The 26,336-nt window shown below is 74.9% G+C and carries 25 protein-coding genes and 2 pseudogenes; 12 read left to right on the top strand and 15 right to left on the bottom strand.

Features of this window, described 5'->3' with window-relative positions; genetic code table 11:
* The first annotated feature begins 142 nt into the window (after positions 1-142).
* Together ACFRAC_RS23735 and ACFRAC_RS23730 are read left to right on the top strand one after the other, a co-directional pair.
* Positions 143-1,057: a YhjD/YihY/BrkB family envelope integrity protein gene (locus tag ACFRAC_RS23735; protein ID WP_382927008.1), complete on the top strand. Its 915-nt coding sequence runs from the start codon at positions 143-145 to the stop codon at positions 1,055-1,057.
* Between the two features lie 138 nt (positions 1,058-1,195).
* Complete coding sequence (locus tag ACFRAC_RS23730) at positions 1,196-1,888, top strand: DUF4328 domain-containing protein (RefSeq protein ID WP_382927005.1); 693 nt, start codon at positions 1,196-1,198, stop codon at positions 1,886-1,888.
* A 38-nt stretch (positions 1,889-1,926) separates the two neighbouring features.
* Here ACFRAC_RS23730 and ACFRAC_RS23725 read toward each other — a convergent pair whose 3' ends face one another.
* The 14 genes from ACFRAC_RS23725 to ACFRAC_RS23660 all read right to left on the bottom strand — a co-directional run bounded on the left by ACFRAC_RS23725 (position 1,927) and on the right by ACFRAC_RS23660 (position 18,123).
* Entirely contained in the window at positions 1,927-3,357 is a 1,431-nt protein-coding gene (locus ACFRAC_RS23725; protein ID WP_382927001.1) for an APC family permease, read from the bottom strand.
* Between the two features lie 425 nt (positions 3,358-3,782).
* Positions 3,783-4,778, bottom strand: coding sequence for an esterase/lipase family protein (locus tag ACFRAC_RS23720; protein WP_382926996.1), 996 nt, complete (start codon positions 4,776-4,778; stop codon positions 3,783-3,785).
* 147 nt (positions 4,779-4,925) lie between these two features.
* A complete protein-coding gene (locus ACFRAC_RS23715; RefSeq protein WP_382926991.1) occupies positions 4,926-5,972 on the bottom strand; it encodes a Ku protein in 1,047 nt (348 codons plus the stop codon).
* 217 nt (positions 5,973-6,189) lie between these two features.
* Positions 6,190-7,440 carry an ANTAR domain-containing protein gene (locus tag ACFRAC_RS23710; RefSeq protein ID WP_382926987.1) on the bottom strand — a complete coding sequence of 417 codons (1,251 nt, stop codon included), beginning with the start codon at positions 7,438-7,440 and terminating at the stop codon, positions 6,190-6,192.
* 160 nt (positions 7,441-7,600) lie between these two features.
* A complete protein-coding gene (locus ACFRAC_RS23705; protein WP_382926983.1) occupies positions 7,601-8,629 on the bottom strand; it encodes a glycosyltransferase family 9 protein in 1,029 nt (342 codons plus the stop codon).
* Positions 8,626-10,050, bottom strand: coding sequence for a D-glycero-beta-D-manno-heptose 1-phosphate adenylyltransferase (rfaE2, locus tag ACFRAC_RS23700; RefSeq protein ID WP_382926980.1), 1,425 nt, complete (start codon positions 10,048-10,050; stop codon positions 8,626-8,628). Before rfaE2 ends, ACFRAC_RS23705 begins: the two co-directional genes overlap by 4 nt.
* Positions 10,047-10,682, bottom strand: coding sequence for an SIS domain-containing protein (locus tag ACFRAC_RS23695; protein WP_382926977.1), 636 nt, complete (start codon positions 10,680-10,682; stop codon positions 10,047-10,049). Before ACFRAC_RS23695 ends, rfaE2 begins: the two co-directional genes overlap by 4 nt.
* On the bottom strand, positions 10,679-11,914 hold the full coding sequence (locus ACFRAC_RS23690; protein ID WP_382926974.1) for a glycosyltransferase: 1,236 nt from the start codon (positions 11,912-11,914) through the stop codon (positions 10,679-10,681). The genes ACFRAC_RS23695 and ACFRAC_RS23690 overlap by 4 nt, the downstream gene beginning before the upstream one ends.
* Entirely contained in the window at positions 11,911-12,873 is a 963-nt protein-coding gene (locus ACFRAC_RS23685) for a glycosyltransferase (protein ID WP_382926972.1), read from the bottom strand. The genes ACFRAC_RS23690 and ACFRAC_RS23685 overlap by 4 nt, the downstream gene beginning before the upstream one ends.
* A complete protein-coding gene (locus tag ACFRAC_RS23680) occupies positions 12,870-13,877 on the bottom strand; it encodes a glycosyltransferase family 9 protein (RefSeq protein WP_382926970.1) in 1,008 nt (335 codons plus the stop codon). Before ACFRAC_RS23680 ends, ACFRAC_RS23685 begins: the two co-directional genes overlap by 4 nt.
* Positions 13,874-14,413 carry a D-glycero-alpha-D-manno-heptose-1,7-bisphosphate 7-phosphatase gene (locus ACFRAC_RS23675; protein ID WP_382926968.1) on the bottom strand — a complete coding sequence of 180 codons (540 nt, stop codon included), beginning with the start codon at positions 14,411-14,413 and terminating at the stop codon, positions 13,874-13,876. Before ACFRAC_RS23675 ends, ACFRAC_RS23680 begins: the two co-directional genes overlap by 4 nt.
* A complete protein-coding gene (locus ACFRAC_RS23670; RefSeq protein ID WP_382926965.1) occupies positions 14,410-15,405 on the bottom strand; it encodes a glycosyltransferase family 2 protein in 996 nt (331 codons plus the stop codon). The genes ACFRAC_RS23675 and ACFRAC_RS23670 overlap by 4 nt, the downstream gene beginning before the upstream one ends.
* Positions 15,402-17,036, bottom strand: a complete 1,635-nt coding sequence (locus tag ACFRAC_RS23665) for a carbamoyltransferase (RefSeq protein ID WP_382926962.1) — start codon at positions 17,034-17,036, stop codon at positions 15,402-15,404. Before ACFRAC_RS23665 ends, ACFRAC_RS23670 begins: the two co-directional genes overlap by 4 nt.
* A gap of 100 nt (positions 17,037-17,136) precedes the next feature.
* The gene (locus tag ACFRAC_RS23660; protein ID WP_382926960.1) at positions 17,137-18,123 is read right to left on the bottom strand and encodes an NAD-dependent epimerase/dehydratase family protein; all 987 of its coding nucleotides are present in this window, start codon (positions 18,121-18,123) and stop codon (positions 17,137-17,139) included.
* A gap of 593 nt (positions 18,124-18,716) precedes the next feature.
* Here ACFRAC_RS23660 and ACFRAC_RS23655 point away from each other — a divergent pair.
* The gene (locus ACFRAC_RS23655; RefSeq protein WP_382927202.1) at positions 18,717-19,979 is read left to right on the top strand and encodes an MFS transporter; all 1,263 of its coding nucleotides are present in this window, start codon (positions 18,717-18,719) and stop codon (positions 19,977-19,979) included.
* 288 nt (positions 19,980-20,267) lie between these two features.
* On the opposite strand, the gene ACFRAC_RS23650 is transcribed toward ACFRAC_RS23655, so the two are convergent.
* Complete coding sequence (locus tag ACFRAC_RS23650; protein WP_382926955.1) at positions 20,268-20,741, bottom strand: SRPBCC family protein; 474 nt, start codon at positions 20,739-20,741, stop codon at positions 20,268-20,270.
* A gap of 157 nt (positions 20,742-20,898) precedes the next feature.
* Between ACFRAC_RS23650 and ACFRAC_RS23645 the strand changes: the two genes are divergently transcribed.
* The 9 genes and pseudogenes from ACFRAC_RS23645 to ACFRAC_RS23605 all read left to right on the top strand — a co-directional run.
* Positions 20,899-22,431, top strand: coding sequence for an FAD-dependent oxidoreductase (locus ACFRAC_RS23645; RefSeq protein WP_382926952.1), 1,533 nt, complete (start codon positions 20,899-20,901; stop codon positions 22,429-22,431).
* A 95-nt stretch (positions 22,432-22,526) separates the two neighbouring features.
* Positions 22,527-22,703: a hypothetical protein gene (locus tag ACFRAC_RS23640; RefSeq protein WP_382926950.1), complete on the top strand. Its 177-nt coding sequence runs from the start codon at positions 22,527-22,529 to the stop codon at positions 22,701-22,703.
* A gap of 50 nt (positions 22,704-22,753) precedes the next feature.
* Complete coding sequence (locus ACFRAC_RS23635; RefSeq protein WP_382926947.1) at positions 22,754-23,062, top strand: hypothetical protein; 309 nt, start codon at positions 22,754-22,756, stop codon at positions 23,060-23,062.
* An 11-nt stretch (positions 23,063-23,073) separates the two neighbouring features.
* Entirely contained in the window at positions 23,074-23,751 is a 678-nt protein-coding gene (locus ACFRAC_RS23630; RefSeq protein ID WP_382926943.1) for a HemK2/MTQ2 family protein methyltransferase, read from the top strand.
* On the top strand, positions 23,735-23,962 hold the full coding sequence (locus tag ACFRAC_RS23625; RefSeq protein ID WP_382926940.1) for a CDGSH iron-sulfur domain-containing protein: 228 nt from the start codon (positions 23,735-23,737) through the stop codon (positions 23,960-23,962). Before ACFRAC_RS23630 ends, ACFRAC_RS23625 begins: the two co-directional genes overlap by 17 nt.
* Positions 23,959-24,993 (top strand): iron-containing redox enzyme family protein, encoded by a 1,035-nt coding sequence (locus ACFRAC_RS23620; protein ID WP_382926937.1) that lies wholly within the window; start codon positions 23,959-23,961, stop codon positions 24,991-24,993. Before ACFRAC_RS23625 ends, ACFRAC_RS23620 begins: the two co-directional genes overlap by 4 nt.
* Positions 24,994-25,080: 87 nt before the next feature.
* A pseudogene (locus ACFRAC_RS23615) lies at positions 25,081-25,227 on the top strand (ornithine decarboxylase); the annotation flags it as partial.
* A 186-nt stretch (positions 25,228-25,413) separates the two neighbouring features.
* The gene (locus ACFRAC_RS23610) at positions 25,414-25,935 is read left to right on the top strand and encodes a cysteine hydrolase family protein (RefSeq protein WP_382927200.1); all 522 of its coding nucleotides are present in this window, start codon (positions 25,414-25,416) and stop codon (positions 25,933-25,935) included.
* A 282-nt stretch (positions 25,936-26,217) separates the two neighbouring features.
* Positions 26,218-26,332 (top strand): annotated as a pseudogene (locus ACFRAC_RS23605) (helix-turn-helix domain-containing protein); the annotation flags it as partial.
* Positions 26,333-26,336: the final 4 nt, after the last annotated feature.

Below are 26,336 nucleotides of genomic sequence, written 5' to 3'. Positions count from 1 at the left end.
GATCCCGTCGGGCACGGTGCGGGTCGGGCGTATGTCCGCGTGTCGGCCGCCCGCGTTTCCGCGCGGGTGCTCACGCGAGGTGGCCGACGGGGTGCCGGGCACCGGGTCCTCACGCACTCTGGGGGTGGGAAGGAGCGGCTCGATGGAGACTGGCCGACGCCGGGGGTCCCCGCTGCGCGCCACCTGGTGGCGTGAGCGTGCCCGGGCGTCGACGGTGTGGGCGAAGGGCGTCCACGCGCGACTGGAGCGCCGTTTCCCGGTGATCACCGGGATCGTGGACCGTCTGCTGTCCGTGAACGTCTTCGACTCGGCCACCCGGATCGCCGCGCAGTGCTTCCTGACGGCCGTGCCGCTGCTGTTCGTGCTGAGCGCGTACGCGCCGGAGGCGGTGCAGGATCAGGTGACGACGTCCATCACCACGGTGCTCGGTCTGACCGGGCGGGCGAAGGCCGAGGTGGAGCAGACGTTCCACCCGCCGTCGGAGGATCTGCGGCAGGCGACGGGCGTGGTGGGCGGCCTGATGGTGCTGCTGTCGGCCACGGCGGTGAGCCGCGCGGTGCAGCGGTTGTGCCGCAGGGCCTGGGGCATGCCCCGCTCACGGACGAAGGTCGCCCCGTGGCGGTGGCTGGCCTGGATCGCGCTGTGGCTGGCCGCTCTCGTCGTGCAGGGGCTGCTGCACAACGGGTTCGGGCTGGGGGCGACGCTGGGGTTCCCGATCGTCCTGCTGATGCAGGCCCTCATGTGGTGGTGGACGCAGCATCTGCTGCTGGGCGGGGCCGTGCCGTGGGGGCCGCTCCTGCCGGGTGCCGTCATCACGGCGGTCGCGGTCAGCGCCCTGTCGGTGACCGCGCACTTCTACATGCCGCGGGCGCTCAACCGGGCCCTGAGCGAATACGGTTCGGTCGGCTCGGTCTTCGTGCTGCTGTCCTGGCTGATCGTGGTGTGTGTCGCCGTGGCGATCGCCCTGAGCGTGGGCGCCGTCCTGTCCCAGGAGTCCTTCCTCCGCACCCGGTTGGGGCCGCTGCCGACGATCCCGGACACGTCCGCGGCCGAGTGACACGCGGCCGGCGGCGGGCGGCCCGTGCGGAGCCGCCGTGAACCGCGTGGACGAGGCGGTCGTCCTCGCCTAGGGTTCCTCCGCACGCGATCTTCCGCGGGCCGTTTTCCACTCATCGCCCGTGGGGGGGGTCGTCGCATGCCCGTTTCCTCTGAGCCGCTTCCGCGGCCGCACACCCGTCCGCCCGGCGGCGTGCGGCCCGCGTCCCAGGTGCTCCTGGCCGTCGTCTGCGTGCTGTTGGCGGGTATGGCGCTGGCCGATCTGTTCGCGGTGTTCGCCGGTCTCCGGATCCGCACGGTGACCGGGACCGACCCCGAGCGGGCGCTCGACGGCGCCTACACGCTGTACGAGCGGGCCGGTGACCTGCAGAGAATGGTGACCCCGCCCGGCGTGGTCGTCTTCGTCGTCTGGTTCTTCCTGACGCGACGGGACCTCGGGGTGCTGACGCCCGACGCCTTCCGGCACGGCCGCGGATGGGCCGTCGGGGGCTGGCTGATCCCGCTGGTGAACCTCTGGATGCCATACCTCGTCGCCGTCGACATGTGGGGCGCCGCCGCGCCGCTGCCGAGCGAGGGGCGGCACCGGACGTCGTTGTGGCCGGTGAACCTGTGGTGGGCGCTGTTCATCGGCGGCACGCTGCTCGGCCGGTACAACGGGTCGCGGTACGCCGACAGCGACAGCCTCACCGAGGTGCGGGACGCCGTGACGCAGTACATGGCGGCCGACCTGCTCAACGCCGGTGCCGCCGTGGCCGCCGTGTATGTCGCGGTCCGGCTGACGGCGATGCGGCGGCTCAAGGAGGCCGGCGGGCCGTTCGCGTACGCGGGGTGAGCGGGGCGGGGCACGTGCCCCGCCCCGCCCGCGGGGTGTCAGGGCTGGGTCTGCCGTTCCGTCTCGTCGGAGGCGGAGGCGCGGTCGCGGTCGCGGGTGAACCAGGCGACCGCCCACAGGACCACGCCGATCAGCAGAAGCACGCCCGCGATGCGGTACTCGTCGCCGGGGCGTCCCGACGACCACGGCAGCACCAGGTAGAGGCAGGCGACCGCCCCCACGACGGGCAGGACGCGGCCGGCCCGGAAGTGCGGTGCCGCCACCGTGTCCTTGCGCAGCACCAGGACCGCCACGTGCACCCCGGTGAAGACGGTGAGCAGCAGCAGCGACGTCGTGCCGCCGAGCAGGGCGACGACCGGGCTGTCGGGGTTCAGCGAGACGAACGTGATGAGGCCGAAGGCGATGACGGTGGTGAACAGGATCGCCGCCTGCGGGGTGCGCCGTACCGGGTGCACCTTGGCGAGGAACGGTGGCAGGACGCCCTTGCGGCTCATCCCGTACAGCAGCCGGCTGGCCATCATCATGTTGATCAGCGCGGAGTTGGCCACGGCGAACATGGAGATGAACGGCAGCAGGTCGGAGATGGGGAAGTCGGGAGCCGCCGTCTGCACCACGGTGGCCAGCGGCGTCTCGCTGTCGGCGAGGCGGCCGACGGGCACGACCGCGACCGCGCACACGGACACCAGGACGTAGATCAGGCCGGTGATGCCGAGCCCGGTGAACATCATGCGGGGGAAGATCCGCGCCGGTTCCCTGGTCTCCTCCGCCATGTTGACCGAGTCCTCGAAGCCGACCATGGCGAAGAACGCGAGCGACGTGGCGGTGCTGACGGCGAGGAAGACGTTCTTGTCGGAGGCGCTCTCGAAGGTGACGACTCGGGAGAAGTCGGCGTTCCCCCCGGCGATGAACCAGCCGCTGATCAGGATGACGAGCAGCAGACCCGACAGCTCCACGGCCGTCAGGAACACATTGACCTTGAGGCTTTCGCTGACGCCCCGCAGGTTGACGAGCAGCACCAGCCCCATGAAGCCGAGGGCGATCGCCAGGATCAGCCCGTCGCCGCCGTCAAGCCCGAACCCGGTGACCAGGTTGGCCGCGAAGGCTCTGGAGGCCGCCGACGCCGAGGTGATGCCGGAGCACATCACGGCGAAGCACACCAGGAACGTCAGGAAGTGCTTGCGGAACGCCTTGTGCACGTACAGCGCGGCGCCCGCGGCCTCGGGGTACTTGGTGACCAGTTCCAGGTAGGAGCAGGCGGTGATCAGGGCCACGGTGAACGCGATGACGAACGGCAGCCAGGCCGCGCCCCCGACCTCGCCGGCGACCTGTCCCGTCAGGGCGTAGACGCCGGTGCCGAGGATGTCCCCGACGATGAACAGCAGCAGCAGACCGGGACCCATGACCCGCTTGAGCGCCGGCTCACCGTCCGCGTTCGTGGCGGGCGAATCCTTCTGTCCCGTGGATGACATGGCGTACTCCTCGTCGTGGTGGCGGCCGGGACCCTCACTGATGACGACTACTGCCCCTGATCCATCCGCCGCATGTGCGCCACGGGGAAACGCCGAGGCCCGTCCGCGTCATGCGGACGGGCCTCGTGTCGGAGCGCCGGGCAGGCCTTGCACCTGCATCTCCCCGCAGGAAGCGGGGCGTCTTTCCTTGGACCACCAACGCAGGGTCGGCGACCGCGAGTTGCGGTGACCGGCTCTGGGAGCAGCTTAGTACATCCGGGTGAGTGCCCGCGCCCCCGGCCCTGAATCTCCGTCCGGGCGGTCGCCTTGCCGCAGGCGCTGCGGCCGGGACGGCGCCACCTGGTCGCGCACCAGCGGTGGCCGTCCGCCCTGGGTGCCTGGTGGCGGGGCGGCTTCCGGCCGGACCCGTGACGCGGCCCCGGAGGTCAGCCGCCCAGCAGGGGCAGGGTGAGGCCGCACCGGACGGGCCGGGCGTGCGCCGGGTCGAGGGCGTTGCGCACGAGCTGGGCGGCGTTGGTGTCGTAGGCGAGCGACAGATGGTCCGAGACGTCCTGCGGGCAGATGTCCTGGATCAGGATGTTCCGCACGGTGGCGCCCGGTCCCGCCGTCAGGAAGTTGTTGCGGTAGGGCGTGGCGAAGAGGTCGTAGCGGGTGGAGACGACCGTGTACGAGACACCGGGCCGGGTGTCGCCGTCGCGGTCGAGCCTGCGGTTCACCTCGGAGCCCACCATCTGGTCCGACCACGCCTGGCCGACCACCGCGGACACGGCCGGGTCGAGGCCCAGCCGGCCGGTCACCGTGCCGACGCCGGAGATGTTCCCGCCGTGGTTGGACGGGGCGAGCGCGACCAGCCGGCGCACCTTGTTGCGCTCGGGGTGCGCCGGGTCGGTGCCGCCCTCGAAGCGCAGATACCAGCGCGGGGTCGGACCGCCGCCCTGCGAGTGCCCCACGAGGTCGACCTTGCGGGCGCCGGTGGCCTTCAGGACGCGGTTGACGTACCGGGCGATCTGCCGGGCCGACTTCGGTACGGGTCCGGTCGCCTTGAACGGATTGCCGGGCGTGCCGCCGTAGTTGGGAGCGAAGACGCAGTACCCGAGGCTCTTCAGATAGGGGGACAGCATGCTCCAGTTGTTGTAGGCGTTCGCCGCCGAGCCGTGCAGCAGGACGACCGGGCGGGGGTGCGCGCGCGAGGGCCGGCACGACCAGTCGTCGGCTCCGGCGGGGGCCGCCTCCGGGTGGACGAGTCCGTACGCCACCGCCGTGGCGACGTCGAGGGTGGGGGCGGGAGGCGCGGGCTCGGCGGACGCGGTGGCCGTGCCCGTCAGCCCGAGGGCCAGCGGCAGGGCGACCGACGCGCACACCGCGGCCCAGCGGCCGCTCCGCCGGTTCGCACGGCTCCGGGAGAACTTCCGGTCCGCCATCGTCACTCCTCGTCTCCGGGCCGGCCGAGCGCCGACGCGAAGATCATCGGGGACCGCCGCGGCGGCGGGTGCCGGGGCCGCCCACGGCACCTCCGATGGAGCAGACGCATTTCATCCGGCCGGCCCAGCCGGTGCCCGGGGCTCGTGTCAGGCCGCCGCCTTCTTGCGCCGGCGGCCGCCCCCCGCGAGGGCGTCGATCAGCTCCTGGCGGCTCATCCGGGACCGGCCGGGGATCTCCCGCTCGGTCGCCCGTTCGTACAGCTCGGCCTTGCTGAGCTCGCGCAGCTCGCTCTGCTGGGGGGCGGCGGACGTCTTGCGCGCCGAGCTCTTCGGCCCGGACTTGGAAGAGGACTTGGACGGGGACGTGCGGCCGCGCCGCGCGCCGCCGCGCTCCCCGCCCCGCTTCTCGCGGCCGGAGCGGGCTCGGTCGATGCTGCCCTGGAGGACCTCCATGAGGTCGACGACGTTGGTGGCGGTCGGCGCCTCCTCGGCCGGGGCGATCTCCTGTCCCTCCGCCTTGGCCTGCACGAGCTCGCGCACCTTCTCCTCGTACGTGTCCCGGTACCGCGACGGGTCCCACGGCCCGCTCAGTGCGTCGACCAGCTGGAGCGCCATGTCGAGTTCCTTGCCGCTGCCGGCCCGCCGCTCCGGGAGCTGCGGCAACTCGCGGGTGGGGTCGCGGACCTCGTCCGCCCAGTGCAGGGTCTGGAGCATCAGCACCTTCTCCTCGGCGCGCAGCGCGGTGAGGTACTGCTTGCCCCGCATCACGAAGGTGGCGACACCGATCCGGTTCGCCTTCTCCAGGGCCGCGCGCAGGAGTTCATACACCTTGAGATGCTCCTCGCCGCGTGGCGCGAGGTAGTAGGTGCGGGCGAAGTACACCGGCTCGATCTCGTCGAGGTCGACGAAGTCGGAGATCTCGATGGTGCGGCTGCGGCCCGGTGCGATCTCGTCCAGCTCGTCCGGCTCGACGACGACGTACTCGCCGTCGGCGACCTCGAAGCCCTTGACGATGTCGTCGCCGGACACCTCGTCGCCGGTGCGCTCGTTCACGCGGCGGTTGCGGATGCGGTCGGACGTGCCGCGCTGGAGCTGGTGGAAGTGCACGGAGTGGTCCTGGGTCGCGGTGTACAGGCCGACCGGCACGCTGACCAGTCCGAACGTGATCACACCTGTCCAGATCGCCCGTGCCATGACCGTCCGCTCCGTCGTCTCCGTCCGGGGGCCGGCACCCCGGTGCCGGCCCGCTGCTGCCTCCACGCTGGCACCCCCGCGGCGGGCGCGCGCGGCGAGCCGGCCCGGCCGGGGGCCGACCGGCGGAACACGCCGTCCGGGACGCACCGGATGGGGTGAACCGCGCCGGGGGTGCCACCGGACCGGTGCGGCGGCATCGGAGCAGCACAGGTCCCGATCACCGCTTGGCGGCTCCGCCGTCCGGTCGCCGCGCTGCGGCGCCCCGGTCCGGTCGGTTCTGGTGGAGGTGCTCCAGGGCGTCCAGGACGACGGTGCGGCGGTACCAGGAGCGCCAGGCCGCGACGTCGGCCGCGAGGCGGGCGAGTTCCGCGCGCCGGGCGGGGGGCGGCCAGATGCCCGGTTCGTTCCTGTGCAGGGTCAGCGTGCCGGTGCAGTACGTCTCCGGCGTGATCAGCGGCACGCTGTACACGGCCCGGCGGCCTGCCGCCAGGAGCGCCTGACCGGCCGGGTGGGCCGAGAGGACCTCGTCGGCGGCGACGTCGGGCACGGCTGCGGGCGCGAGCCGTTCCCGGGCCACGGCGCACACCACCGGCGGGCCGGTGACGAGGGCCACCTCGTCCCAGTAGGCGGCGTCGAGCCCGCGACGTCCCTCGAGGAACAGCGCGTGGTCCTGGGCCGGGTCCGTGAGGTGCACCTCGCCCGCGTCGGCCCCGGCCACGGCGATCGCCGTGTCCAGGGCGGCGGCGAGCACATGACACCGGTCGGTGACGTCCCCGCCGTACGCCCGTACGAATGCGGTGTCGGGCGGCGGGGCGTGCGTGCCGCGTCCCAGGAACCAGTGGGCGTCCGTCTGCGGCGGGGGTGCCGTGACGACGGCGGACGCGAGGATCCGCAGCGGCACGTTGCACTGCTGCGAGCCCTCGCGCAGCAGCGCGAACGCGGCAGCGGGGCCGGGCAGGCCGTAGCGGGCGATGAGCATGCCCTGGGCGACGCCGATGAGTCCGCTGGTGCGCGCCTTGGCCCGGAGCCCGAAGATCTCGCCCCGCAGGCTCTCGGCGTCGGCCGGCGGCTTCCCCGTCCGGCGCGGCCGTGCGGGCCGGCCGGGGGCGGGGGCGGTCGAGGGGGGCAGCGACGTCAGGGCCTCGACGAGCGTGCCGTGGAGGCGCATGCCGGGGAGGTCGTCCTGCTCCAGTTCCTTGCGGACCTCGGGTGTCGCCACCACGAGGACGGGGGCGCCCGCGAGATACCCGGTCTCCTCCCGAAGGGTCCGGCGGGCCGCCTCGCCGACCGCGGGGACGGCCGTCATGTCGAGGACCAGCCGGTGCCCCTGACGGGCGGCGCGGTCCAGATGCCGCGTCAGTTCTCCGGCCAGCCGGACGCAGCAGTCGGCGTCCAGCGCGCCGGCCAGGCACACCACCGTGACACGGTCGGTGGCCGGCACCATCGTGAGGGGGGAACGACTCGTCATCGCGCCTCGCTCTTCCGCTCCTGTCGGCCGCGTGCGTCGGACGGCCGGAGCGCCGGCGTGGCCCCCGACCGACCGCATATCCACCCTCGCTCGCCTGTGCCGTGAGAGCAAGGAGAGACCACCGTCGGGGGGGCCGCGCCCGGGCGGCCGGAGCGGCCGGTCAGGGGCGGGCCCGGGTGCCGGACGCCGGTTCCCGCTGTTCCGCGCGGGTCGGATGCGGGGCGGGCAGCAGGGAGCCGGCCGCGACGACGACCTCGTGGGTGCCGATCCGCAGCAGGCACGGATCGGGGGTCCCGCCGTGCGGGTCGCCGGGCGGTCCCGGCGTGTACAGGGCGATGTGCCGGTGCAGGGGCGGCGGCCCCCACAGGCGGGGCGGGACCGGCCCGAACAGGGTCACGGACGGGGTGCCGTGGGCCACGGCGAGATGCGCCAGTCCGGTGTCGCCGCTGATGAGGAGCGCCGCGTGGGCGACGAGGGCCGAGAGCCGCGCGAAGGACAGCCCGCCGGGCCACCGGTCCCACGGGGGCACCCCGGCGCGTTCGGCGACCTCCGCGACGAGGGCGTCCTCGCGGGGCCCACCGGTCAGCACGACGCGGTGGCCCGCCGCGCCCAGGTGCCGTGCGACGGCGGCGTACCGTCCGGCGGGCCAGCGGCGGGCGGCGGACTCCGCGCCGGGGTGGACGACGACGGCGCCGGGGGCCGGCGACGGCGTGCCGGGCGGGGGCAGCCGCAGGTCGTCCGGGTCCGCGGGGATGCCGTGGGCGGCGAGGAAGCGGCACCACCGCTGCCGTTCGTGCTCGTCGGCCCGCCACACGGGCGTCCCGTCCGCGAAGGCGAGGAGCCGGTGGGGGCGCAGCGCGGCCAGGGCGTCACGGCTCGCGGGGCCGTTGCCGTGCAGGTCCACGGCGAGGTCGGGTGGCGGCCCGGTCCAGTGGGTCAGGTCGGGGACGCCGCGGCCGGGGGCCTCGGCCGGCAGGATCTCGTCGACGGCCCCGGTGGTGAGGGCGGCCTCCCGGAGGGCGGGGGGCAGCGCGAGGACGACGTGGTCCCCGGGGAACGCGCGCCGCAGCCCCCGCAGCGCCGGGACGCCGGCCAGGAGGTCGCCCAGGCCCAGCGCACGCAGGACCAGCACGCGCCGCCGGGGCGCCCCCGCGGGCGTCCCCGCCCACGCCCGCGGGACGCCGTTCATCGTCCGGCCCGGCCCGGGGTGAGGGCCGCCCGTTCGGCGATACCGGTGGTGGAGCGGCCGTCCAGGTAGGGGAAGAGGACGACCTGGCCGCCCCAGCTCTCCACCAGGGCCGCCTCCGGCAGGCGGGTCATGGCGTAGTCGCCGCCCTTGGCCCAGATGTGCGGGCGCAGCTCGGCCAGGAGGCGTTCCGGGGTGTCCTCGTCGAAGACGCCCACGGCGTCGACGCACTCGAGGGCGCGCAGGACGCGGACGCGGTCGGCCTGCGGGACCAGGGGCCGGCCCGCGCCCTTGCGGCGGCGTACGGAGGCGTCGGAGTTGACGCAGACGATCAGGCAGTCGCCGGTGCGCCGGGCGGCCTGCAGCAGGGCCACGTGGCCGGCATGCAGCAGGTCGAAGCAGCCGCCCGCGGCGACGACGGTGCCGCCCGCGGCCCGCACCCGGGCGGCCGTGCGCACCGCGTCGCCGGTGGGTTCGCGGTCGGCGGGCCGGAGTCCCGCGGGGGCGGTGTCCACGGCGTCGGAGCGCACCCCGCCCTCGGCGACGTAGCGGGTGGCGGCGTGCACGGCCTGCCGTACGGCCGTCTCGACGAGGTCGCCGTCCGCGAGGCATCCGGCGGCGGTCGCCGCGAACCGGTCCCCGGCCCCGCAGGCGTCGCCGTCGGCGGTGACGGGGGACGGCACCAGAAGCGGGGTGCCGCCGTGCGAGAGCAGGGCGCCGCGTCCGCCGAGCGTAACGGCCACGGACGCGGCGCGCCAGGCGTGGACGAGCCGGTCGGCGTCCTGGGCGGCGCTGTGCAGGTCGTGGTCCGGCCGCGGCTCCGCGTCGGCGGGGACGGGGGCGGCCCGGCGGGCGAGGGCGTGTGCCTCGGCGGCCGACGGGGTGGCGAGGCGGGCGCCCGCCACGGGCGCGCCGCCGCGTGGATGGGGGTCCCAGGTGAGCGGGACCCTGGCCGCGGCGGCGGCCAGATCGTCGCGGAGCACGGTGGCGGTGTCCCGGCCGTAGTCGGCGACGAGGACGGCGCCCGCCTCGGCGAGCGCCCGGCGGGCCGCTTCGGTGGCCTCCCGCGCCCGGCCGTCGCCGTCGTCGAGGCGCAGCAGGGGCCGGCCGTCCACGAGGACGCGGGTCTTGCTGGACAGGGCGTCGGTGAGCGGGAGTTCGACCAGGCCGACCCGGCCGTCCAGGAGGTCGCGCAGGGCGGCGCTCGCGGGGTCGTCGCCGAGCGCGGTGACCAGGGTGACCGGCCGGCCGTCCGCGGCGGCGAGGCAGGCGGCGAGCGCGGCGCCGCCCGGCCGGGAGGTGCGCCGGGGCCCGCTGACGACGGGGACGGGCGCGTCGGGCGCGAGGCGGTCGGCACGGCCGTGGACGTCGTGGTCGAGGAGGGCGTCGCCGACGACCAGGAGCGGGGCGGGAGCCGTCGTCACGCGCCCTCCTCGGTGAGCAGGGCCCAGCGCTGTTCGGCCTGGCGCCGCCGGGCCGCCGTCCGGCGTTCCACCGCCTCGTCGAACGCCTCGCAGAGCATGTGGACGGCGACGAGGTGCAGTTCCTGGACGGTGGCGGAGGTCGCCGCGTCGACGCACAGGGCGTCGTCGGCGGAGCCCGCGAGCGGGTTGGGCGCCGGGCCGGTCAGCGCCCAGACGGGCATGCCGAGCCGGTGCGCCCGGTCGGCGGCGGCGAGCAGGTTGGCGCTGGCGCCGCTGGTGGACAGGAGCATGAGGACGTCTCCGGCCCGGCCGTGGGCGGCGACCTGCCGGGCGAAGATCTCCTGGACGCCGTAGTCGTTGGCGATGGCGGTCGTCGCGGAGGTGTCGGCGTGCAGGGCGACCGCGGAGAACGGGGGGCGGTCGTCCCGGTAGCGGCCCACGAGTTCGGCGCTGAGGTGCTGGGCCTGGGCGGCGCTGCCGCCGTTGCCCGCGAGGAGGAGCCGGGCCCCGCCGTCGAGGGTGGTGGCGAGCGAGGTTCCCCAGCGCCGCAGCAGCGGGCCGGCGTAGCCGCGGAACCCGGTCAGTGCCCGCATCAGGTCGTCGCAGTGGGTGACGTCGGAGGCGAGTTTCATCGCAGGGCTCCCGAGAGCGAGGGGACGGAGGAGACCGCGCTGTAGGCGCGGGTGACGCCGTCCGCCACGCGGCCCCAGGTGTACCGGGACAGGACGCGGCGGCGGCCCTGGGCGCCGTACCGGGCGAGCCGGTCCGGGTCGGCCAGCAGGCGGCGGACGGCGGCGCTGATGTCGTAGTCGTCGTCGGCGGGGACGAGTTCGCCGGTCATGCCGTCCACGACCGTGTCGAGCTGTCCGCCGACGGCGGTGGCGAGGACCGGCGCGCGGCAGGCCATGGCCTCGACGGGGACGATGCCGAACGGCTCGTAGCGGGGCAGGGACAGCACCAGGTCGGCGCTGGACATCAGGGCGGGCATGGCGGCGCGGCCGACCGCGCCGAGGAGGGTGACCCGGTCGGCCACGCCGTGCTCCTCGGCGATCGCACGCAGTCGTTCGGCCTCCGGTTCGGCGAGCAGCAGGGCCTGTTCGGGGCCTCCGGCGATGAGGAGTTCGGCGCCGGGGACGTCCGCGAGGGCGCGGATCGCGCGGTCGAAGCCCTTGCGGGGCACGAGCCGTCCCACGGCGAGCAGCCGCCGGGGCGCGGAGGCCGGTCGGCGGGCGCCCGCGCGCGGCGTGAACTGCTCGGGGTCGACGCCGCACGGGACGACGGAGATGTTCCGCCGGGACAGCCCCATGGCCTCCAGCTCGCACACCTCGTCCTGGCAGGTCGCGATGATGCGGGCGCAGTCGCGGCCGACGACGGTCTCGATGGCGACGCGGTCGCTCGGGCTCGTGTCGGCGGCGCCCTGGTGGCGCCGCTTCACGGTGCCGAGGGCGTGGTAGGTCTGCACGACGGGCACGCCGAGCCCGTAGGCGCCGGACAGGGCCGCCCAGCCGGACATCCAGAAGTGGGCGTGCACCACGTCGGGTGGTGCCGCCGCCCATTCGCGGGCCAGGAAGGCGCCGAACTCCGGTATGTAGGGCGGGAGTTCGTCCTTGGGGACGGGCGCCGCCGGTCCGGCGGGGACGTGGACCACCTGGAATCCGTCCGGTGTGGTGACCCGCTCCGGCGACCGGGGGTCGTCCCGCCGCGTGTACACGGTGACGTCGTGCCCGCGCCGCACCAGGTGCCCGGCGAGCTGCGCCACGTACACGTTCTGTCCGCCCGCGTCGGGTCCCCCGAGCGCGGCCAGCGGGCTGGCGTGCTCGGAGACCATGGCGACACGGCCGGCCGAGGGATGCCTCGTAGTCATCGGGTGACCTCCTTGATCAGACGCTCCCAGTCGTCCAGGAACCGCCGTTCCGAGTAGCGGGCCTGCGCCGCGGCCCTGGCCGCCTCCCCCGTCCGGCGGGCGTCGTCAAAGTCCGCGAGGAACCGCCGTAGGGCGTCGTGCAGGACGTCGAGCCGGTTGGAGACCACGCCGGCGCCCTCGGGTACGGCCTCGCGGACCTCGGTGGTGTCGAGGGCGACGACGGGCATACCGAGGAACATCGCCTCCAGCAGCGACAGTCCGAGCGAGGTCCAGCGCACCGGGTGCAGATAGGCGCGGCACCGTGCCATGGCCGGGTGCAGTTCGCTCTGCGGGAGGTCGCGGCTGCGCAGCCGGCCGGGCGGCAGGCCCAGGTGGCCCGCGAGCCCTTCGGTGCGCATGCCGAACACGTCCAGCGGTGCGGCGCGCGCGAAGTCGGGCAGCAGGTCGGTGCCGGTGGTGCGGCCGCGCCGGACGGGCTCGTTGACGACCACCGCGGCACGGCGCTCCTCGCCCGTCCACAGCGGTCCGGGGTCGATGACGCCGTGCTCGACGACGGCGGTGGGCGCGCGGCCGTTGTCCCACATCAGCCGGTTGAAGTGGGTGACGTGCACGAGGGTGATGTCGGTGCGGCCGGCGAGCGGGTGCCGGGTGCCGGCGGGGGTCCCGTGCGGGCTGTTGTGCTCGACGTACACGGCGGGCACGTCGACTCCGGGGCGCCGGCCGGTCCAGTGTGCGGCCAGGTCGAGCTCGTGCGGCCGTTGCAGCACCATGAGGTCGATGTCGGCGTCGCGCAGCTCCTCGGGGGTCACCTCCCGCACCCGCCGCGGCCACTGCCAGGTACTGGCCCGGCCGAGGCCGTCGGGTCCGCGGTCGGGGGTGACGGGCACCAGGCAGGTGGCGGGGCCCTGGACGAAGGTCGTCAGCCAGGAGCCGTGCACGTGCCACACGAGTACGTTCATGTCGTCTCCGCGAGGAGTTTGTGCACCGCGGCCACCACGTCGTCGGCCGTGACCTCGTCGAGGCACGGGTGGCCGGATACGGGACAGGTCAGGGCCCTGGTGCCGGCGCAGGGCGCGCGCTGGTCGCCGAGGAGCACACAGGGCACCCCGTAGGGCGCCCAGCGTTCGGCCGGGACGACCGGGGCGAACAGCGACACCACGGGGGTGTCGACGGCCGCGGCCAGATGGGCGGGCCCGGTGTTGCCGCACACGAGGGCGTCGGCGGTGCGCAGGACGCCGGAGAGGGTGCGCGGGTCGGTGCGGCCGCCGAGGTCGACGGCCGTGCCGCCGCTGACCGCGCGGGTCAGGGCGGTCTCGCCGGGGCCGCCGGTGACGACGACCCGGTGGCCGGCGTCGGCGAGCGCGGCGACGGCCTCGGCGCAGCGTTCGGGGCTCCAGGCGCGGGCGGGGGCGCTGGCTCCGGGGTGCACCACGACGTACGGGCCGTTGCCGGTCAGCGCGACAGTGTCGGGCGGTGGCAGGACGCGCGGCCGTCCGTCGTCCCCGGTGTGCGGCAGGAAGCCCAGGGCGGCGGCGGTGTCCAGGGCGGCTTCGACCTCGTGCCGGCCGGACTGCCGCCGGTGCCGTACGTCGAGCAGCCGGCCGGGGTGGTCGACGCTGTCGGCGCCGATGCGCGGGACGCCGGCGAGGCGCAGCAGCAGGGCGGTGGGCAGCGGGCTCTGGTGGAAGGAGGTGAGGACGAGGGCCGTGTCGAAGGCGGCGTCCCGCAGGCGGCGCAGCAGGCCGTCGACGTCGGCGTCCCGGACGGACGGCGGGTCGAAGCCCTCCCAGGGGGCGTCCCACACGAGGACGTCGTCGAGGCGGGGCAGCAGGCTCGCGGCGGGTTCGCCGCGGGGGCCGCAGAGCAGGGTGACATGGGACGCGCCCGCCGCCACGGCCCGGATCGCGGGTCCGGCCAGCAGCACGTCGCCGAAGCTGTCGAGGCGTACGACCAGGGCCCTCATCGACGCTCCTCCCCCTTCGCGAGGAGCCGGCGGACCGCGGCGAGCAGGTCGGGCGCGGTGGCGGGGGCCGCCTCGATCTCGGCGGGGAGGGTGGCCGCGGTGGGCACCAGCACCGCCCGTGCGCCGGCGGCGCGGGCCGCCTCGACGTCGGCCCCGATGTCGCCGATCACCCCGCAGCGCCCGGGGGGTACACCCAGGCGCCGCGCCGCCTCGACGACGAGTCCCGGGCGGGGCTTGCGGCAGGGACAGCCGGCCTCGGGGGCGTGCGGGCAGTACAGCCAGGTGTCCAGGCCGCCGAGGAGGGCGTCCACACGGTCGTTGACCCGGTGGACGTCGGCCCGGGTGAGCAGTCCGCGGCCGACGCCGGACTGGTTGCTGACCACGCCGGTGGGGATGCCGCGGGCGCGCAGCAGGTCCAGGGCCGGGCGCGCGGCGGGCAGCGGGCGGACCCGGCCGGGGTCGCCGTTGTAGGGGACGTCCTCGATGAGGGTGCCGTCGCGGTCGAAGAGGACGGCGGCGACGCCGGCCCCGGTCATCGGGCGCTCCTCGGGGACGGCGCCCGGCGGTGGCGGACGACGCCGTCGAGCCAGTGCCGGATCGCGAGCGGGGGGATGACGACGCTGGTGGCGACCATGGTGGTGATCTCGCCGGGGGTGCGGGGCCCGGGCAGGATGCGGGCCAGGGCGAACTCGCCGGTGCCGAGCGCCCACAGCGCGGCGGCCGTGGCGGCGGCCCGTCGGCGGCCGGTGAGGGCGAGCACGGGGGCGGTGAGCGCCATCGCCGTCACGAAGGCGTGGCGGGGCAGGCGGCCCCGGGGGGCGCGGGCGCGCCGCCACCAGTCGGGGCCGTGCAGCCGGGTCATCAGGGCGTCGTCGGCGTTGCCGCGCTGGGCGCGCACGGAGGCCCAGCGGTCGGCCGGGCGGACGGGGTGCCGGGTGGTGCGCTGTCCCCGGTGCAGGGACCAGCCGGCCTCCTCGACGCGCAGGGCGAGGTCGGCGTCCTCGCGGAAGGCCCGGCCGAACCGTTCGTCGAAGCCCTGGACGTCCATCAGCGCGGTGGTGCGGTACGCCATGTCGGCGGTGGCCCAGGCGGCCCGCTCCAGGCCGGCCGTGCCGCGTTCCCAGTCGGTGGGCCGGCGGTCCTCGGGGAGGGGGACCCGCAGCCGTCCCTGGACGCCGCCCGTGGAGGGCCCGGCCGCCGCCAGGTCGTCGGCGAGGCGGCGGGACCAGTCGGGCAGCACCTGGACGTCGTCGTCGAGGAAGACGGTCCAGGGGGTGAGGACGGTGCGCCAGCCGGCGTTGCGGGCGGCGGCGGGCCCGCGCCCGCCGGTGCGCAGGGTACGCAGCCGTCCGCGCAGCGGGCCGGCCGCCGCCAGCGGCAGGGGGCCGGTGGCGTCCGGGCGGTCGTCCACCACGACGACCTCCTCGGGCGGATGGCCGTCGGCTGCGGCGAGCGCCCGCAGGCAGTCGGCGAGGCAGGGCCGGCCGATCGTCGGGATGACGACGCTGTAGGCGGGGGCGGCCGTCATGCGAACACCTTTCCGCGCCGGATCGCGAACGGGCCGAGGGCGAGGAGGTCCACGGGTGCGGAGCCGAAGCACTCCAGGGCGTCGCGCGGGTCGTCGACCATGGGCCGGCCGGCGGTGTTCAGGCTGGTGTTGACGACGACGGGCAGTCCGGTGCGGCGCTCGAACCCGTCGATCACGCGGGCCACGAGGGGCTCGTCGGCGCGGTCGACGGTCTGGATCCGGGCGGTGCCGTCCACGTGGACGACGGCCGGGATACGGCCGCGCCACTCCTCGGCGACGTCGTGCACGAACAGCATGTACGGGCTGGGCAGCGGTCCGTCGAAGAGTTCGGCGGCGCGTTCGGTGAGGACCATGGGGGCGACCGGGCGGAACTCCTCGCGTCCCTTCACCGCGTTGAGGCGTTCCAGGTTCTCCGCGCGGCCGGGGTGGGCCAGCAGGGAGCGGTGCCCGAGAGCGCGGGGGCCGTACTCGCTGCGGCCCTGGAACCAGGCGACGATGCCGTCGGCGGCGAGCTCGGCGGCCACGGTCTCGGCGATGTCGCCGGGCTCCTCGTAGGGCACGGCGGCGCGCTCCAGCCAGGCGCGCAGTTCGTCGTCGCTCCAGCCCCGGCCGAGCGCGGCCGTCGGCATGGCCTCGACGGCCTCCTTCTGGTGGGCGACGTGCAGGGCGGCGCCGAGCGCGGTGCCGGCGTCCCCGGCGGCGGGCTGGACCCAGACGTGGTGGAACGGGGTCTCCCGGTACAGCCGGGTGTTGGCGACGCAGTTCAGCGCGACCCCCCCGGCGAGGGTCAGCACGTCCTCCCCCGTACGGTCGTGCAGCCACCGTGCGAGGCCCAGCAGGACCTCCTCCAGGCAGGCCTGGGCGCTGGCGGTGAGGTCGGCGTGGTCCTGGGTCCAGTCGGCGCCCGCCGGACGCGGCGGGACGAGGGACGCCCAGGGGACGGGCCGCGCGCGGAAGCCGCCGTCGTCGTCGAGGTGGACGTAGGGCCGGACCCGGTCGAGGAAGCGGGGGGTGCCGTAGGACGCGAGGGCCATCACCTTGAACTCGTCGCTGCTGCGCAGGAATCCGAGGTGCTGGGTGAGGTCCTCGTAGAACAGGCCCATCGAGTCGGGCAGCGACTGCGAGCCGAGCACGGTGAGTTCTCGGTTCGCGTAGCGTCCGGCGAGGTGGGAGCCGCACTCTCCGCGCCCGTCGAGGACGAGGACGGCGCTGTCGGGCCAGGGGCCGGCCAGGCCGGCGGAGGCCGCGTGGGCGACGTGGTGGGCGACGAAGCGGACCTTGCCGGGGTCCAGGCCCGGCAGGGCCTCGGCGAGGAAGCCGGGGGCGCGGCGGGCGTACTCCTGGCGCAGCTGGTCCCAGGGATCGTGCAGTCCCATCTGGTCGGCGGGGCGGGCCAGTTCGGGGTCGTAGGAGTAGGCGACCGCGTCGAGGTCGGCGGGGGTCAGCCCGGCCTCGTCGAGGCACCACCGGGCGGACAGCTCGGGGAGTTCCCAGGCGGAGAAGGGCACGGGCCGCTTGCCGTGCTTGCGCCGGCTGAACCGTTCCTCCTCGGCCGCCGCCACGATCCTGCCGTCCACGACCAGGGCGGCGGCGGGGTCGTGGAAGAGGGCGTTGATTCCCAGAACGCGCATGCGATGCCTCCGTACGGCTGACGGGAAGGGCGGGGTGCGCCCAAGGAGTGTCGGGCACCGGACGCCACTCGCTGATCCGGCCCGATCGACACGACACGCCCTAGGCGGCCGGATCGGGCGCGGGCTGCGCCGCCGCGAAGTAGGCGATGGTCTGCTTGATGCCCTCCTCCCAGGGCACGCGGGGCGTCCAGCCGAGCAGCTCGCGGGCCAGACCGGTGTCGGGGCGCCGCCGCTGCGGGTCGTCGGTCGGACGGTCGACGTACACGATGGAGGAGGACGATCCGGTGAGTGCGACGATGCGCCGGGCGATCTCGCCGACGGTGACCTCGTCGCTCCCGCCGATGTTGACGGGCCGCACGGAGTGGCTTGCCGCGACCAGCAGCACCCCGTCGACGGTGTCGTCGACGTAGCACAGGGACCGGGTCTGCCGGCCGTCGCCCGCGACGGTGAGCGGTTCGCCGGCCAGGGCCTGGCTGACGAAGGTCGGGACGGCCCGGCCGTCGCGCGCGCGCATGCGCGGCCCGTAGGTGTTGAACATCCGGACGATGCCGGCGTCGGCGTCCCGGGTCCGTACGTGGGCGGTGACCAGCGCCTCGGCGAAACGTTTGGACTCGTCGTAGACGCTGCGCGGCCCGACCGGGTTCACGTTGCCCCAGTAGTCCTCGCGCTGCGGGTGCGTCAGCGGGTCGCCGTACACCTCGGACGTGGAGGCCAGCAGGAGGCGCGCCCCGTCACGCTCGGCGACGGCCAGCATGTTCCGGGTGCCGAGGCTGCCGACGTCGAGGGTCTCCAGCGGCAGCCGCAGGTAGTCGGCCGGTGACGCCGGGCAGGCGAAGTGCAGGACGAGGTCGTAGTGGCCTCGCAGCAGCGCGGGCGCGTCGGGTGCGCTGACGTCGCAGTCGACGAACCGGAAGCCGGGGCGTCCCTCCAGGTGGGCGACGTTCTCACGGGCCCCGGAGCACTGGTTGTCGGCGCAGTCGACTTCGACGCCCGAATCCAGCAGACGGTCGCACAGGTGGCTGCCGAGGAAGCCGGCGCCACCGGTCACCAGGGCACGGTGCCAGGTGCGCGTCGAGACAGCAGGCATAGGGGTGTCCCTTCGTCCGCGCGCGGGCGTGAGAGACGGAGCGTCCCGTGCACGCGCGGGCGTGGCTCGAGAAAAGGGGTTCGGCGGGGTCGGCGGGCTGTCGGGGAGCCATCGCCGGTTTCTCGGAAGGGGAGTGATCGGTCGGTGCGGGCCGCGTGCACACGGCACCGCCGTGGTGGTGGGTCGCCTCGTTCCGGACGCCGCACTGGCCAGGGTTCCCGGACGAGTAGCTTTCACACGTTGATCCCTACTCGTCCGGTTTCGTCCACTTCAGCCGCGATGTGAGCAACCCCACTGCCTTATGAAGTTTCTTTTCGCTGCGCCCAGTTGCGGAGCCCCGCACCGGCCGGGGCGAGCCGGCCCAGTCGTCGCCGGTGCCCGGTCTGCCACGATGGTCCACGCCGTGACGACTCGGTGGAACCATCCGCGCAGCGCAGCCCGGTGGCTCTCCGGTTCCCCGGTCCCCCCGTCCTCTTGCCCCGGGTACGACTGTGTCCTTCACCCCTGCTCCGGCCACCCCCGCGCCGGACACCTCCGCCGCCCCCTCCGGGGCGGCGTCCCGCTCCCCCTGGCGTTCGCTGCGTCACCGCGGCATGCGCTGGTGGTCCGTGGCGAACTTCGTGTCGAACGCCGGCACCTGGATGCAGCTCACCGTGCAGAACCTGCTCGTCCTGCAGATCACGGGTTCCGCCGCCGCCACCGGTCTTTCGATGTCGGTGCAGGCCGCTCCGGCCCTCTTCGTGAGCCTGCTGGGCGGCACCGCGGTGGATCGCTGGCCGCTGAAGCTGACCGCCGCCGTCAGCCAGGCCCTGCTCGGCGTGATCGCCTTCACGACGGCGACCCTGGTGGCGCTCGACCTGCTCGACATGACGACCCTGATGGTGCTGGCCGCCGTCACCGGCGTCGTCGCCACCGTCGACGGCCCCGCGTGCGCCCTGCTCGGCAACGACCTCGTGCCGGTGGAGGACGTGCCGTCCGCCATCGGCGTGGGCGCCCTGGTGCACAACGCGGGCCGGCTGGCCGGCACGGCCCTGGCCGGGGTGACCGTGGGCTTCCTCGGCACGGCGGCCGCGTACGCCGCCAACGGGCTGTCGTTCCTGGTCGTGACGGCGGTCATCCCGTTCCTGCGACCGGCGCCCGGCGCGGCCCGGCACTCCGCCCGGGCGGGCGCGGCGCGGGGGCCCGAGCCGTCCGGTGCGGGCCCGGACCTGAGCGTGCGGGAGGGGCTGCGCTTCTTCGCACGCCGCCCCCGTCTCGTGGCGCTCGCCGCGGTCACGGGCGTCAGCTCGGTGTTCGGCCGCAACTACGGCCTCACCCTCGCGGTGCTCGTCACCGGGCCGCTCGCGGGCGGCGCCGGCTCCTTCGGCACCGTCTCCACGGTGCTGGCCGTCGGCGGCATCCTGGGCGCCGTGCTCGGCGCGCGGCTGCGCCGGCCCTCCGTGCGGGTGGTGGGCACGCTGGCGGCGGCGGGCGGCCTGCTGCAGGTGGCGGCCGGGCTGTCCCCGTCCCTGGCGGTGCTGCTGGTCCTGGTGCTGCCGATGGCGGTCGTGGAATCCGTCTCCGACACCACGGGGACGGCGGTGCTCCAGACGGATCCGCCCCCGCACCTGCGCGGACGCGTGCTCGGCGTGTGGAGCAGCATCGGCACGGCCTGGGGTCTGGGCGGACCTCCGGCGCTCGGCCTGCTGATGGAGACGGCCGGCGCCCGCGGCGCCCTCGTGGCGGGGGGCCTGATCATCGCGGGCACGATCGGGACGGGTCTGCTGCTGCGCGCCCGGCGCACCCCCGTGCCGGTGCCGATCCCGGCGAAGGACCTGGACACCGGAACGCGTCCCGCCCTGGAGACGGCAGCCTGACACCAGGGGTCAGCCCATCAATACGGGCACCCCCCGAACCCGGACCGCCGCTGCGCGCACCGCACTCCCCCACACCCGCGGCGGCCCCGGCGAGAGACCTGGACACCGGAACGCCGCCGACGGCTGGGCGATCCGGTCCACCTCCGCGCCCATGACCGACCACGCCTCCCACCGGCTGGGCGCGATGTCCGCCCGCCGCCGGACGGGCCGCCCGGCCCGCGCGTGCGTGCGGACCGGACGGCCGGCCCGCGCATGCGGACCGGCCGGGAATGCTCGCGTGCGCGTCCGTCAGAGGACGGTGCCCGGGTCCTCCGGCCGGATGCGGCCGCGCCAGCCCCCGGTGCTGCCGCCCTTCTCGACGTACTCCTTGAACCGGTGCAGGTCGCCCTTGACCCGCCGGTCGATCATGCCGAGCGCGTCCGCGCCCTTCTCGGCCACGCCGGTCGGCTCGACCTCCATGGTGAGCTCCACGCGCGTGTGCGTGTCGTCCAGCTGCTCGAAGCGGACCGAGCCGCGCTGCTGGGTGTCGCCGCCCACGGACCGCCAGGTGATGCGGTCGTCGGCCAGCTGGTCGACGATCTCGGTGTCGAACTCGCGCTTCACCCCGCCGATGCTCGTCACCCAGTGGTTGTGCCGCTCGTCCAACTGGCGGACCTCCTCGACGCCCTCCATGAAGCGCGGGAAATCCTCGAACTGGGTCCACTGGTCGTAGGCCCGGCGCAGCGGGACCTCCACGTCGACCGTCTCCCTGACCGTGCTCATCGATCCTCCTGGTGCGCTCGTCTCGCAGGCCGGTCCGCGCTCCGCGGACCGGCCTGCCGTGCTGTTCGGGGGGCGGGTACCCGGGCGGCGCGATGTGAAAGATCGTGAGAACGGGTGATTCGACGTGTGGTGCCGTCCAGCCGGGAACCCGGCGTCCATGAACGCTGAGAGAGTGCCGCACGAGTCGTACTGGCTGCAGACCGCGCCCCCCGGTGATCCCGCTCCCCCGCCGGACGGTGACCTCGAGGTCGACGTCGCCGTGGTCGGCGGGGGCATCGCGGGGCTCAGCACGGCGTGGGAACTGGCCCGGCAGGGCCGTCAGGTGGCCGTCCTGGAGGCGGGCCGGCTCGCCGCCTCGGTCACCGGGCACACCACGGCCAAGCTCACCGCGCTGCACACCCTGGTCTACGACCGGCTGCGCCGCACCCGTGGCCCGGAGGCCGCCCGGCTGTACGCGCGCTCGCAGACCGAGGCGATCCGCCGCGCCGAGGAGTGCGCGCGGGAGCTGGGCGTCGACTGCGAGTGGGAGGAGGCCGCGGCCCACACGTACGCCGAGAACCCGCGGCGCGTCGGTGAGCTGCGCGCCGAGGCGGAGGCGGCCCGGGAGGCGGGGCTGGACGCGGAGTTCGTCACGGAGACGGACCTGCCCTTCCCGGTGGCCGGCGCGGTCCGGGTGAACGGGCAGGCCCAGTTCCATCCGCGCAAGTACCTGCTGGCGCTCGCGGAGGACCTGCGTCGGCACGGTGGCACGGTGTACGAGAACACCCGGGTGACCGGGCTCACCGAGGGCGAGCCCTGCGTGCTCACCACCGAGGCGGGCGTGCGGGTGCGCGCCTCGAAGGTCGTGGTCGCCACGCACTACCCCGTGTTCGACCGCGCCCTGCTCTTCGCCCGGCTGTCCTCGCGCCGGGAGCTGGTCGTGGCCGGCCCGATCGCCGAGGAGCACGCTCCGCGCCACATGTACATCACGCCGGAGCGCTCCACACGCTCGGTGCGCACCGCGCCCCTCGGCGAGGGACGCCGGCTGCTGATCGTCACGGGCGAGCACTTCACCCCCGGCACCGCCGACGCGGAGGAACGCTTCGAGCGGCTGGCAGCCTGGGCCCAGCGCCACTTCCCGCAGGTGACGCTCACACACCGGTGGGCCACCCAGGACAACGACTCGACGGACACCGTGCCGCTCGTCGGTCCGTTCCACGCCGGCAGCCGGCACACCTACGTGGCGACCGGCTTCGGCGGCTGGGGCATGAGCGGCGGCATCATGGCGGGCCGGCTGCTCGCGGACCTCGTCGGCGGGCGCGAGGTCGCCTGGAGCGCGCTGTACGACCCGCGCCGACTGGGCCCGGTCGTACGCGAGGGAGGCCGGTTCCTCACCCATCAGGCGCAGGTGGCGCGGCACTTCGTCGGCGACCGGATCGCACCGCTGGCCAGGACCGGTCCGTCGCCGGACGACATCGCGCCGGGTGACGGGGCGGTGGTGCGGGTGGGCGCGGGACTGTGCGCCGTCCACCGGGACGAGGAGGGGCGGCTGCACGCGCTGTCGGCCCGCTGCACCCACCTCGGCTGCATCGTGTCGTTCAACCGGGCCGAGCAGGCGTGGGAGTGCCCCTGCCACGGCTCCCGTTTCACCCCGGACGGCGAGGTCGTCCAGGGACCCGCGGTGCGGCCGCTGCCCCGGCGCGATCTCTGACCGCGTTTCCCGGCCCCAGGTCGGGGGCACCCGGTCCGCACCTCAGAGAGAGCCCCGACCGGGCTCGTCCCGGACAAGGAAGAAGATGAAGCGCCGTGACCGCGCGGTCTGCGAAGAAGGAAGTCCTGCACGTGCCCCCGACCGGCTGGCTGGAGTCCCGGCACCCGGAGGAGAGGTCGATACGCACCTGCGTCGCCGCTGTGGAGGACAGAGACAAACAGCCCTCGGCCCGCACGGGGGCCGAGTGGAACATCGTCCGGGGCGAGGACTGATCCCCTCCCCGGCCGGTGCCCGACCCCCGTCTTCGATCCCCGGAGCGACTGTGAAAGCACTTGTCATCAACCGCACCCTGAAGGGGTCTCCCGAGCCCTCGACCACCGAGGCACTGGCCTCGGTGGTCCCGCGTCGGCTCGCCGAGCGGGGCGTGGAGGAGTCCTTCGTACGGGCCGTCGACCTAAAGATCACCCCCGGTGTCGTGACCGACGCGGGCGACGGCGACGAGTGGCCCGGCGTGCACCAGCGGCTCCTGGACTCCGAGATCCTGGTGACGGCCCCGCCGACCTGGCCGGGACGTCCGTCCTCGGTGGCGCGGCGGGCCCTCTCCGGGCGGCCGCTGCAGGCCGCGGGCTGAGGAGTGCGTCCGTGACCACTGAAGCTCTCGCTCCGCACCCTCCCCTGCGCTGCTGGGTGCTGCCGGGCGTGTACCGCCCCCAGTTCGACACCCGGCTGCTGACCCGTGCCCTGCACCGCGAAGGCGTCACGCCGGGCACCGACGTACTGGATCTGGGCACGGGCAGCGGCATGCTGGCCGTCGAGGCCGCCCGGCTGGGCGGGCGGGTCACCGCCGTGGACATCTCCCGGCGGGCGCTGGCCGCCGCCTGGTGGAACGCCCGGCAGAACGGGCAGACCCTGCGGCTGCGCCGCGGGGACCTGATGACGGCGGTGTCCGGCCGGCAGTTCGACCTGGTCGTCTCCAACCCGCCGTACGTGCCCGCCCCGGGCAACCGTCCGCCCCGGGGCGCGGCCCGCGCCTGGGACGCCGGAGCCGACGGCCGGCTGCTGATCGACCGGATCTGCGACCACGCGCCCGCGCTCCTGCGCCCCTCGGGAAGGCTCCTGATGGTGCACTCGCATCTGTGCGGCGTCGACGCCACGCTGGCCCGGCTGACCGCGGCCGGACTGCGGGCGCAGGTCGTCGAACGGTCCCAGCTGCCCTACGGCCGGGTGCTGCGCTCCCGGGTGGACTGGCTGCGCGACCGCGGTCTCGCGGACGACGACCTCACGGAGGAACTGGTGGTGATCCGTGGTGAACGCGTCTGAACGGCCCCGCCGCATCCGGGTCCAGCGGGACGGCCCGCTGCTGGTGGAGGGGCCCGTCGAGGTGGTCGGCGAGGACGGCGAGGTGACGGTCTGCGACCGGTTCAGCGTGGCCGTCTGCACCTGCCGCCGCAGCAAGATCTTCCCCTGGTGCGACACCAGCCACCGCAGGCGCGCTCAACGGACGACGACGGACGAGGACGGGACCGCATGACCACGACGACTGACCGGCGCCTCTCGCGGCGGACGGTGCCCGCGCTGCCCGCGCCGCGCGGCCCGCTGTCCGCCGCCGTCATGGATCTGCTGCGCGGCGAGCGGGACGTCGATGTCCCCTCGCCGGCCGAGGCGTCACCGTACGGCGACGATCTCCAGCTCGCCCTGTACGTCCTGTATGAGCTGCACTACCAGGGCTTCGAGGGCGTTTCGGACGCGCGGGAGTGGGACAGCGGCCTACTCGCCGTACGGGGCACGCTCGAGGACCGCTTCCTGGGCGCGCTGCGCGCGGACGTGCCGGTGGGTGAGGGGGACAGCGCGTGGGCGGCGCTGGACGAACTGCAGGTCGAGCCGGTGGACGGCACCGGCAGCGTCTCGCACTTCCTGCGGGACGAGGGCACCCTCGCCCAGCTGCGCGAGTACGCGGCACTGCGCTCGCTGTACCACCTGAAGGAGGCCGACCCGCACGCCTGGGTCATCCCCCGCCTGTACGGGCGGGCCAAGGCGGCGATGGTGGCCGTGGAGTTCGACGAGTTCGGCGGGGGCCGCGCGGACGAGATCCACGCCCAGCTGTTCGCCGACCTGATGACGGACCTGGGGCTGGAGACGGCGTACGGCCACTATGTCGACGCGGCTCCCGCCGAGGTGCTGGCGACGGTCAACCTGATGTCCCTGTTCGGTCTGCACCGGGCACTGCGGGCCGCCCTCGTGGGGCACTTCGCCTCGGTCGAGGTCACCTCGTCCCCGGGGTCGCGGCGGCTGGCCGAGGCGCTGCGCCGGGTGGGGGCGGGCCCGGCCGCCGTACGGTTCTACACCGAGCACGTCGAGGCGGATGCCGTCCACGAGCAGGTCGTGCGGCACGACGTCGTCGGGGGGCTGCTGGAGGACGAACCCGGTCTGGAGGCCGACGTGGTGTTCGGCATCCGCGCCACCGGCCATCTGGAGGACCGCCTGGCGACCCGGCTGCTCGCGGCGTGGCGGGACGGCGGGACGGCGCTGCGGACCCCGGAGCGGACCGCCACGGCCGCCTGACGCACGGGGACGAGGCTCGGGGACGCCGGCCTCGCGTAGGAACCACGCCGAAGCCCCTGCCGCACGCACCCGTGCGGCCATCGAGGCCCGCCCGGCATCCCCGCGGTGCTGCCCGGTGAGCGGGTGACCGAGCCGGTGCTGGGGTACCTGCTCACCGGGGTCGAGGCGGGCATGTTCCTGCCGGACGCGGCCGACCGGCGACTCCGCACCGTACGGGTCGTCGCCGAGGACTGACCGCCGCCCCGCGCGCCTCACCCGTGCACCGCCGTTACACCGGCCCCGCCGCCGGGTACCCGGGCGGGCGTTTCCCCGTTCCGACCCGTACCCCCTGGGAGAGGCGTGACCGACGACACCGGGAGCACCACCAGCACCGACGACACGCGCACCGACCCGACGGACGCAGGGAAGGTCGCCCTTCTGGTGGTCGACATGATCAACACCTATGACCACGAGGACGCCGAGCTGCTCGTGCCGTCCGTCGAGCAGGTCGTGCCGGTCCTCGCGGACCTGATCGGGCGGGCCCGCGCGGCGGACGTCCCCGTGATCTACGCGAACGACAACTTCGGGCGCTGGCGCTCCCACCACGGCGAGTTGGTGGAGAACGCGCTGTCCCGGCCGCGCGCCGACCTGGTCGAGCCGATCCGCCCGGACGACGAGTCGCTGTTCGTGGTGAAGGCCCGGCACTCCGCCTTCTACGAGACGCCCCTGTCGTATCTGCTGTGGCGGCTGGGGGTGGGGCACGTGGTGCTGACCGGTCAGGTCACCGAGCAGTGCGTGCTGTACTCCGCGCTGGACGCGCACATCCGGCACCTGGACGTCACGGTGCCCGAGGACGCCGTCGCCTCCATCCACCCGCATCTGGCGTCCGCCGCGCTGGAGATGATGGAGCTCAACATGGGGGCGCGGATCGCGAAGGCGGCGGACGTCGACTTCGGCGGCTGAGTCAGCGCCGGACCCCGCTCGTGGCCTTCGCGGCGTCGTCCGGGGCCCGATCGGCCGTCCGTCGGCCGGAACCGGCGCCGCGGCGGACGACGAGCACGGCGCCAGGGCGACGGCGAGTCCGACTGCGGTCCGAACGCCGAAGGGCTCACCGAACATGAGCGCCCCCAGACGGCCGTCACGGGTGCCATCAGGAACATCAGGGTGTTCACCTGGGTGACGCCCGAGCGCCGAAGGATGATCCAGTACAGGCCGTAGCCGCCGAAGGTGACGAGGACGACGGGCCACGCCGTGGGCGTCGACCTGATCGCCGCCGAGGCCGGGGTCACCAAGAAGACCATCTACGACCGCTTCGGTCCCAAGGAGCAGCTGGTCGTGGAGTACCTCGCCGGCCGGGACGATCA

The sequence above is a fragment of the Streptomyces sp. NPDC056628 genome, from assembly GCF_042792555.1.
GTDB lineage: Bacteria > Actinomycetota > Actinomycetes > Streptomycetales > Streptomycetaceae > Streptomyces.
The sequence above is the reverse complement of the archived record's forward strand: the minus strand, read 5'-3'. Positions and strand labels throughout refer to the sequence as shown.